This window comes from uncultured Dokdonia sp., assembly GCF_937910895.1.
In the GTDB taxonomy this organism is placed as follows: Bacteria; Bacteroidota; Bacteroidia; order Flavobacteriales; family Flavobacteriaceae; genus Dokdonia.
On the sequence record NZ_CALEMI010000052.1, the window covers coordinates 101,103 to 112,929 of the forward strand.

General features: G+C 32.5%; 2 protein-coding genes. Both read right to left on the minus strand.

From position 1 onward, the window contains the following. Positions 1–10: 10 nt before the first annotated feature. Complete coding sequence (locus Q0505_RS06830) at positions 11–10,150, minus strand: non-ribosomal peptide synthetase (protein WP_299210501.1); 10,140 nt, start codon at positions 10,148–10,150, stop codon at positions 11–13. Positions 10,151–10,204: 54 nt separating this feature from the next. Next, the gene (locus Q0505_RS06835; protein ID WP_299210503.1) at positions 10,205–11,809 is read right to left on the minus strand and encodes an MBL fold metallo-hydrolase; all 1,605 of its coding nucleotides are present in this window, start codon (positions 11,807–11,809) and stop codon (positions 10,205–10,207) included. Positions 11,810–11,827 lie beyond the last annotated feature (18 nt).

Below are 11,827 nucleotides of genomic sequence, written 5' to 3' on the forward strand. Positions count from 1 at the left end.
ATAATTGCTTTTAGAAATTTTCTTCTAACGAGAATGCTAGTTTGTCTTGAAGTGTTTGTTGTACTTCTTCATTAGCATCAAGACTTAAGTTTTTTAAGGATTTTAACTCAAAGTTGTCAGAATAATCAACAAGTTGCTCAGATATTACTTCTAATCTGTTTAGAAAAAGTGCCATCTGTATCTCATCAAATAATGAGGTATTGTATGTGACTATACAATCTATAGTTGATCCATCATCTACAAACTCTAAGGACATATCATAAGGGTTTATAGTACTTGATGTTTTTGATAACATACCATCTTCCTTATAATAGTCTACTAGAATATTAAAGAGCCCTGAATAGTTTGCCGTTGTATTAAGCCCTAATTGATTCATCAATACTGATAATGGATATGTTGCATTATCTTTTACATCATTATAATGATTTCTTAAAGCTTCATACAGATCATCTAATGTAGATTCTTCATTGATATTTGTTACTACAGGCAACTGATGTACGTATTGCTTTTCTTGTGTTGTATCCTCCACTGCAAAGGATGACCCAACCATAATGTTATTAGTATTAAGATATTTATGAATCATCATGTTGACAAGAAATAAGCAAGTAGTTTCCATACTTCCTTTTTGATATGCTGATATTTTTTCAAATCCATTTTTGAGTTTTTCTCCTAGCTTAACTTGTATCGCATTTGCCACATAAGTATGGCTACTTGTTCTCTTTTTCTGGAAAGGAAATTGTACAGGAAGCACTTCGTTTTTGAAAATGTTTTCCCAAAATTGTATTTGTTTATCCGCTTTTGGTAATCGATCTCTATATGCTACTTTTAAAGGTGACACATTTGTTTTACTCTGTATATGTGTATTATGATACCCGAGTACTTCTTGTACTAAAACTTCTTTAAAGACTTTATTGTTATTACTGTCTATACTCTCTTGATATCCTACAGTAGCACAAGCGTTTAATGGTTTATTTGTGTTATAAATAAATTGATTAAACATTGCTTTAAAATGTTCCAAAAGGGCATTCATAAAGGTGGTCTCTAATTTACATTCGTCATATCTAAATACAATATTGATACTCGTTGCGCCAGGTACGATAAGTAAATTAAAATCATAATTTGTTTGTTCAAAGACTTCTTGTCCTTCTAAAGACAGGTTCCAATCTGAACTTGCGTTGGATTGTAAATCTGACTCTATCGCTTCTTGTATCGGATAGTTTTCAAACACAACAATATGATTCATTAAATCCATACCTAATGAACTTTGAGCTTGCACATCTGATAGATTAAGATAATGATGTGGTTTGCTAGTGATCGAGGTTGTATGCAGATTTTTTAATACCTCTAGAGGTGTATCTGTTTGTTGGTATTGTACTCTAACTGGAATTGTATTTATAAATAATCCTACCATTAATTCTACACCTGATAATTCTCCAGGTCTTCCAGAGACAACACTACCAAACATGACATCGTTAGTATTATTATACTGTCCGAGTAAGCATCCCCAAACTCCTTGAATAAATGTATTTTGAGTGATGGATTGTTTGTTACATAAATCCATAAAGTCTTTATGTGCTTCTCCTCCTATAGTCAAGATCTTATCTACATGGTTTGTTGTAATAATATTACCTTGTGATGTATTTAGAAAAGGAATATCAACCGCTTTGTTATATGACGACAAATATTCTTTCCAGTATGATAAAGATGTTTTGATATCTACTTTATCTAACCATTTAATATAATTAGAATATAATAAAGGTTTAGGAAGTGTAAGTGTTTCATTATTGTGTAATGATCGTAAAATTTGATCAAAATCATTAAGTAAAATACTGATACACCATCCATCCATCAATATATGATGAAAGCTCCATACAAACTCATAACTGTCATTTCCTAAATCTAATATGATAAGTCGTACTTGTGATTGTCCATTAGGGTCAAATCCTTGTATTCTATCTTGATCTTTGATAGCTTGAACTTCTTTTGATCCTGTTTCTTGTGTTATAGCGTGGTATGTAAAATCTTCTTTTACATCTTTGTATACGATTTGTAATGGCTCTATACCATAATCACTTGTAAATCTTGTGCGTAGTACTGGATATCTTTGAACTAATTTTCTGAATGCAGATTTTACATGCGCTATAGTTAAACGCTGTCCTCCTAGCTTATATGAAAGTTGCTCAAAATACAGTGTAGACGCTTTACTAGACACCCAATGGTAATAAATACCTTGCTGTAATGGTGATAGTTTATACACATCTTCTATAGGTGCTACTGTACTAATCTCTCTCAATTGATCTATAGCCAATCCTTTATACGTAAGATCAGACGGTGTTAGTGTATTCTCTTTTGCCGCTTTTAAGTTCTTAACTAGTTCCTTTAAGTTATTTTCATACGATTGTAATAGCTTGTTTATGGTATCTTCTTGATATTGAGAACTAGCATATTTAACAGCTATTCTAAGTACTCCCGACACTATAATTCCTGATACTTGAATAGGTGTTGTTGACGGTTCATTAGCATCCATCTCCTCTCCAATGTACTCACCACTATATTCGAAAATCTCTTCTTCTCCTTCTTCTGTATCTAGCTCTTCTCCAAAAATTCCTAAGTAGTTAAATAATATAGTTGTTGTTATTTTTGATAACTCTTCTGAAGACAGATATTTAAAAATTCCATATCCTATTCCTTTATTTGGCACTTTACGTAAAGACTCTTTTACTTTGACTAAATTCTCTTCTTTATTTTGATCCTTAGACACTTCTAAAAGAAATGGATACATGGTCGTAAACCAGCCAACCGTTCGGCTTAGATCTACATTCTCATTTAACTCTTCTCTTCCATGCCCTTCTAGACAAAGCATACTTTTTTCTATTCCAAATGTTTCTTGTATTGCTAAACCTAAACCAGTTAACAAAACATCATTCATTTCTGTATTGTATGCTTTATGAGCAACAGTTCTTAATTGTGCTGTAGTTTCTTGATCTAATGCAAACACAACATCTTTATCTAATTTTAGATGTTTTGTATCTGACTCTTTATCTACTGGAAAGCTAGGTAATGTTTCTAAACCAATATTTTTCCAGTAAGCTAACTCTTCTAATTGTGTTGCTTCATTTGCATATTGATATTGAGTTGATGACCAATTCTGGAAGGAATCTGTTTTTAATGGCAACTGTACTTTTTGATTTGAAATAGCACCTTTATAAAGTGTCATTAAATCTTCTAAAAGAATACGCCAAGAAACGCCGTCTATCACTAAGTGATGTATTATTAATGCTAATCGATCTCCATCTGATAAGCGAAAATGTCCTACTTTAAATAATGGTCCTTGTGATATATCAATACTAGATTGTAATACATCACTTATTTCTGCCATTACTTTTAGTTCATCTTCTTCTGATGTAAGGTCATAAAATGATATTTCAAAGTGTGTTCCTGAAATTCCTTCATTAGTCTGTACCCATCCGTCTGAAGATTTTTTATACCTCATCCTTAAAGCATCATGATGAACTACAAGTGCTTGAATACTATCCGCTAGTTTTTCTTCATCTATTGGCATTACACTTTTAAGTGCCACTCCTTGATTAAAATGATTTGTATTAGCGACTTCTGAATCTTTAAAGAAGTAATGTTGTATTGGAGTTAATCCAACGTCTCCTGAAACTATAGATTGATCTTTTTGAACTACGTTTTCTTCCATATACTTTGCTAGCTCCTCTAGTACAGGAGTTTGCAAAATATGTTCTACGCGTAATCGGTATCCTTCTTGTTTAAGGCGTGAAACGACTTGTATAGAATTTATAGAGTCTCCTCCTAAACTATAAAAATTATCTCTAATACTAACATTTTGCCCTTTTAATACTTTTTCTAGTACAGCGACCAGCACTTTTTCTTCATTAGTTTTTGGAGCGATATATTCTTCTCTCAAGATATCATCTTCCCCAACATTAGGCAATTTATTTTTATCTACTTTTCCGTTGGCATTTAATGGAAAAGCATCCATAACAACATAATAACTAGGCACCATATAGGCTGGCAATTGCACTTTCAAAGCTTCTTGTAGTCCTTTTTTATCTAGTGTAGATGAAGGTATAATATAGGCGACTATTGATTTTTCTTGTGATTGCTGTACCGTTGTCACAACAACAGATTCTACATCTGAGTTTGCTATAATAGCTTGTTCTATTTCACCTAATTCTATCCTAAAGCCACGTATCTTTACTTGATCGTCTACTCTACCCATAAAATCTAAAGATCCATCTGCTCTCCACTTACCTAAATCTCCTGTTTTATATAGGTTTCCGCTTTCGCGAAAGCGGTCTCTAACAAACTTTTCTTGTGTCAACTCCTGACGATTTAAATAGCCTCTTGAAACTCCATCTCCCCCTAAGCAAATCTCTCCTACCACTCCCATTGGAGTTAGTTTTCCATTAGGATCTAGTATATGTACTGTACTGTTACTGATAGGGTATCCAATAGGTAATTCTCCAGAAACTTCACCTACCTCATACGTTAATGAAAAGGTTGTGTTTTCTGTAGGGCCATAGCAATGGATAATCTTTAATTCTGGATAATGCTCGCGTAACTTTTTAATATGAAGTAGAGAAGATCTATCTCCTCCAAATAATATAGTTGACAACCCATTAAATACTGAAATATTAGTATCTATTAATTGATTTAGCCACCCTGTAGTAAACCACATCACATCAATATTCCTATTTTTAATCTCATTAGATAATAGCTCTACATCTAGTAATATGCTTTTAGAACACATTACTATTTGAGATCCATTTAATAATGTACCCCAATATTCAAATGTAGTAGCATCAAAAGAAACTGCTCCGGTACTTAATAATGTATTTGACTCAGTAAAATGAAAGTATGAACTCGATTTTACCAAACGTATCACATTTCTGTGTTCTACCATTACTCCCTTTGGCTTACCGGTAGATCCAGAAGTATACATCACATACGCTAGACTATTTGCCTGAGTACTTAAAACGGGTAACTCAAATGGAATTTGAGGTTGTTTCTTATCTTCAAATGAATTAATAAATAACTCATCTATTGTTAACTTACAATTACAGTCTGCTTCTATATCATCAATACGAATTTGTGGATAATTAGGGTCAATAGGCACATAAATACCTCCTGATTTTAAGATCCCAAGTATCGAAACAAGAATCCAGTCACTTCGTTCTAATTTAACACCAACAAAATCTTCATTTTTCACATTATGATCTAGTATTAGAAAGTTTGCAAATGTATCTGAAATACTATCTAACTCACTATAATTTAGTTTTTTATCTTCAAAAACAACAGCAATTTTATCTGGTGTTTTTGATACTTGTTCCTTAAATAAGGTAACTAGTGTTTCGTCTCTAGGATATGCTACTTCTGTTGCATTAAAATCATAAAGAAGTTTTTGTTTTTCAGAAGGTAAAAGACAATCTATATCTCCTATTTTCTCATTAGGTGATTGCACTAAATTACTAGTCAATTGTTTATAATGATTTATTAAATTTTCAATCATTTCTTCTTCATACAAGCTTGTATTATATATAACATCAAAAAGTAGGTGATTACCTATTTCTTGAAAGTTTAATGTAATATCAAACTTACTGACTGTATTTCCTAGATCTAGGATTGTATTCTCATCTTCTTCTGTAACTACAATACTTGTGATTTTGTCTCCTACATTTTGTAATGCAAGCATCACGTCAAAAATAGCATTGGCTCCTTTTTCTCTTTTTATATCTAAATCTTCTACTACACAATCAAAAGGATATGATTGATGCGAGAATGCTGTCATCGTATTTTGTTTTACTTCATTATAAAATGTTGTAAAACTCTCTTCTGTGTTGATCTGATTTCTTAATGCGACTGTATTTACATAAAATCCTATTTGGTTTTCTAAATCTGCGTGATCTCTTCCAGCGACAGGGCTTCCAATAATAATATCTTTACTTGTTGTATATTTATTAAATAATACATTCCAAGTTGCCAGTAAGCCCATAAAAAGACTCCCACCTTGATCTTGACTCAAGTTCTTTAATCCTGAAGTAGTTTCTTGAGAGAGATATGTTCTCAAGCCTTTTCCTTCATAGGAATTTACAGAGGGTCTTGCTCCTTTTTTAGGCAATTCTAAAATTGGTAAGTCTCCTTTTAAGCTTTCTGTCCAAAACGTTTTATGATCTTGATATTCTTTTGTCTCTATTTGAGATAATTGCCAGGTAGCATAGTCTTTATATTGGATTCTTAGTTCTGGTAATTCTGGCGCTAGTCCTTCCATATAGGCTTTATAACACGTAAGAACATCTCTTGACAATACATTCATTGACCATCCATCACTTATAATATGATGGGTGTTATAATAAAAAACATATTGATCATCTGATAGTTGTAATAAACTAGCTCTTAATAATGGTCCGTTTGCTAAATCAAATGCTGTATTTGCATCAGACGCTATGTATGCTTTTGCCATAGCTTCAGGATTTTCTTCTGATTTAAAATCTTGATAATCGATCGCAAACCCTAGTGTCTCTTTTGATAAAACACGCTGTCTGACTTCTCCTGAATCTTCTTCTCTAAATACAGTTCTTAAAATTTCATGACGTTCTATAACCGTATCTATTGCTTTTGCAAATCGAGTTATATTATACGCTCCTTGTAATACGGTAGAAAACGGAATATTATAAGCAATAGATCCTTTTTCAACTTGACTTAAAATCCACAAACGCTTTTGAGCATTAGAAATAGGATAACTGTCTTGCTCATCTATTTTTTGAATTTGGATAAATTGTGTTTTTGCTGCTGTTTGTATATATGAAGCTTGATTTGCTACTGTTGGGTTTTCAAAAATATCTTTTAATTTAATGTCGACATTAAATACTTTTTGATATTCGTTTATAAGCGATATTGCTTTAAGACTTTGACCTCCAAGTAGGAAAAATTCATCATGAATACTGATGGTATCAAGATTGAGTATTTTTTTCCATATTGCTACGATTCCTTCCTCTGTTTCGTTTGTAGGTGCTTCAAATGTATTTTGATCTGAAACCATACCTCCAGATAAAGCAAATAATTGTTTTTTATTTATTTTTCCATTAACTGTCAACGGAATTTCATCTATTTCTACATAGAGACTTGGTAGCATATACTCAGGGAGCGTTCTTAATAAAAAGGCTCGTAATTCTGAAACTTTTTGCTCTTTTTCGGAAACTACATAAGCAATCAATTCTTTATCTCCAGAAGGAGATTCTTTTGCTAATACAACAGCTTCTCTAATATCTTCTTTAGATTCTAATTGATATTCTATTTCTCCTAACTCTATTCTATGACCTCTAATCTTTACTTGATCATCTTCTCTTCCTACAAATTCAATAGTTCCTTCAGGCAACCATTTTCCAAAATCTCCAGTTTTATATAAGCGTTCTCCTTCTACAAACGGATTTGGAATAAATTTTTCTGCCGTTAATTCTTCTCTATTTAAATATCCAATAGCAAGCCCTTTTCCACCAATACATATTTCTCCTACAACACCTTTAGGTTGGAGGTTATTACACGGATCTAAAACGTATAACTGAGCATTAGCAATGGGACCTCCTATTGGAATCGTAGTAGATGTCAATTGTGTTTCTTTAGTCATTTCATACGTAGTGCCACAGATACTTACTTCTGTAGGTCCATACGCATTGATAAAAATACCTCCCTGATCTATAAAAGACATTACTTTATCATATACTGCCGCCTCACCAGCAGTTACTAAAACCTTCATGTCCTTAAGGCTTTCTATATTGATGAGCTTAAGGTATGATGGTGGTAATGTTGCTACATCAATCTTATTATCTACAATATAGCTTTCTAATTGTTTAGGATCGCTCTTCTTATCATCACTTACCACATAGAGTGTTGTACCTGATAAAAGCGTAATAAATATTTCTGAAACAGAGGCATCAAAAGAGAATGAAGCAAATTGTAAACTTCTCTTACACTCTCTCATATGAAACGCTTCTATCTGAGCCAGAATAGTATTTGTAATAGATTTTTGTGGTATTAATACTCCTTTTGGATTTCCTGTTGAACCCGATGTGTAAATCACATACGCTAAAGTTGACGGAGCTACATTATTTTCTAGATTAGGATTATATTCTGAAGCGTCAAACTCTACATCTATTGCAAATAATGTCTCTTCATAGTAATCCATATCAAACATGTAGTTTGTACTTGTAAGAAGGAGTTTTATATCTGAATCATTTATAATGTACTCTTTTCTACTCTCAGGATATTCAGGATCAATAGGCACATAAGCACCTCCTGATTTAAGAATACCTAATATAGAAAGTATAAATAGCTCGCTTCTATCTAAATGAATTCCTACAAGATCTCCTTCTTGAACATTATATTCTGTAATTAAACAGTTCGCTAATTGACTAGACATGGTATCTAGCTCACTATATGTCAATTCTTTATTCTCATACACAAGAGCTATTGTATCTGGTGTATTGTTTACTTGCTCTTTAAAAAGGGATAATAGGGTTGTGTTTTCAGAATACTCAAGCGTATTTGCATTAAAATCATTAAGAAGTTCTTGTTTCTCTTCTGTACGTAAATAATCTATCGTACTTATCGCCTTTTCAGGATTCATTAACATACTTGACAGCAATTGCTTAAAGTGACTCATCACGTTAGCAAGTGTTTCTGCATCATATACATCACTATTATAATTGATCCCAAAAGAGAGTACCTCTCCTATTTGACGAAAATGAAATTCAACATCATTTTTACTTACTCCTGCCGTTACTGGCGATACATTATCCATATCTTCCAGAGATGGTAATTGTACTCCTTCCCCATCAATAGGGTCATGAAGAGTGAGTGATATGTCAAAAATAGGAGTTCTACTCATGTCATACGGCACTCCTAAATCTTCTACAAGACGATCAAAAGGATATAGTTTATGATCAAATCCTTTAATCACTGTTGCATTCACATTTTTATATAACGAAACAAAACTATCTTCTAGATTCACCTCATTCCTAAATGCTAAACTATTAACATAAAAACCTATTTGATCTTGTAAGTCCAAGTGATCTCTTCCTACCATAGGTGATCCAATAATGATATCTCCTTTTGATGTATATCGATAAAAAAGTGTATTAAGAATCGTCAAGATCCCTGTAAAAAGACTCCCTCCTTGACCTTTTACAAAAGCATTTAACCCATTTGTTAACTTTGGAGACACAAAAGTCTGGATTGTCTCTCCTCTATTACCCTTAAATTTAGGTCGTGACTTTTGTCCTGGTAGATCTATTACAGGTAACTCTCCTGAAAGTTTATCTAACCAATATGATTTATGGGTATCAAACAGCTCTCCTTCAAGCTGATCAAGTTCCCACGCCGCATAATCTTTATATTGTATTCTTAAATCCGATACATTAGGTTCTGTTTCTGAAATATATGCATCATAGTAAGCCATAACATCTTTAGCTAATACATTCATTGACCATCCATCACTGATAATATGATGCATGTTATAATAGAATACATATTGCTCATCTGACAACTTATGAATACTAGCACGTATCAATGGGCCATCAGCTAAATCAAAAATCTTGTAAGAATCTTCTACAACATATTTCTTAGAAGTTTCAGTAGGATTCGAAATTGTGCTAAAATCTTTGTAATCTATAGAAAATCCTAACGATTCTCTATCTAAAACCCATTGAGATACCTCTCCATTTGTATCTTCTTTAAATACAGTTCTTAGTATCTCATGGCGATCAATAGTAGCTTCTATAGAACGAATAAAACAAGGGATATCATAGTTTCCGTCTAATACAATTGATACTGGTAGGTTATAAGCAATAGAAGACTCTTCCATCTGACTTACAACCCATAGTCTTCTTTGAGAATTAGATAATGGATAATTCTTAGCTAAGGGAACGTTTGGAATCTCGGATACAACTATTTTGTTATTAATAGTTTTTAAGTATTCAATAATTCCTTCTTTATTTGATTTAATAAGAAGTATTTGATCCTTAGAAAGTTTATTATCATAAGATATAACTTCTATATCGTCTCCGTTTAGAACAAGTTTTATTTGTTGCTGTCTGAGTGTCTTGAGTATGTCTTTTGCTGTTTTCATTACTGGTATATGCTTTAAACTTATTTCATAGGATTATTAAACAAGTCTTAGTTTTTAATATTCAATCGTTTTCTCTCCGAATAATCGTTCTGCATCTATTCCTCTTTTTATACACTCTTCCACCAATTTGTTGGACTCAATAATAGGCTTTGACTCATCTGTATATTTTAAAGAACTTATAAATACCAACCATGGTTCTAATCCCATAGCATATACGAATACATTTTTAGGACTAAATATATCGACCAGTCTCTCTCCTTGTTTAAAATCACTCCCTGCCAATCTGCGTGACTGATCCATCTCTCGCGGCAACTTATCATACATTAATGGACCGTATAACCAACTTAAGGGAGCTCCTTCGCATTCCATTCCTAAAAAAAGTACATCTATATTACCTACAATAGCTTGAATTCTTTCATACACTTTAGGTTCTACGTTACAAGAATCCGCTGCAAATAATACTTTTAATTTATTATGTAACTCTACGTGAAAACATAATTTTGATCTGATATCAATATCCGAATGCTCTCCTATAAAAGGTAGACCCGTAATCACACATCTGTCTAACTCTATCGTTTCCATGTCATCCAATTCTATGACATTATTAAAGCCTATTGCATTAAACATTAGTTTAAGGTTAGGGTCCTGTAAATTTCCTTTTCCTGAAGAAGGAACAACTATGTTTTTAATGCTATGTCTTAATTGTAATAGTGTCTCTAGAAGTACGTGATCTTGGTGATTATGTGTAATTAATACATAATCTATCTCTTCTGGTAAATCGTTAATCGTGTATCTGTTTACATCTGTTTCATAACCATCGTAACTAATAACTGGATCTACTAAAATTGAGATCTCACTTGTTTCTACCAATACACAAGCATGACCAAAATATCGAGTTCTGATGCCGTCTCCTGTGTACTTTTCATATTTTGCCGGTGCTTCTTTTGTAAAAAATTCCTTAAAAAGCTCTTCCTGTTCTGGGCTAACTCCTAAGTCCTTCATGATTTCTTTGTAATCACCAGGAACTCTTTTCATTCTAAATAACTTATCAATCAAATTATTTTTAAAATCAAGATCTAAGTGAATTAAATTAGCATCATTCAATCTTGGTGTACTTAGTACAAATGATCGTGCATCATCTGAGCCTACTAGTTGTAATGATATAGATTGAGTTGACTCATCATAAAATTCACTCTTATACAACAATGATTCAAAAAACCTGAAATTTGGTTTATTATTAAGATCATAGTATAACTCAACCATACCTTGCAAAACTTCTGGCACTTCCTTGTATAAAGGATCTAAAGAATATCCTATTGCATTTTTTTGCAACATAGTATTCAAATCATGTATTGCATTATACAATTCTAACATATTCTCTCTCTTAGAAAGTGTGTTTTCAAACAATTCCTTTATCTCTTCTACTCTTCCTCCTTCATAATCTATAAAAGGTCCTCCTATCATTTCTGGTCTTTTAACTGCAGCAGCATGTGTCTTAGGATTTTTAATATAGGATTGCATGATCTTAAGGTGTCGCTCTTTTATATTCATTGCTGCTGTAGCAGGAGACACTAAATGTGACCAAGCATACCATCTATCAATTAAAGCTTCTATTGCTACATTTAGTTTTAGATAATAGTTTGCGTTCTCGTCTTTCATTGGAAAATTATTTTAAAG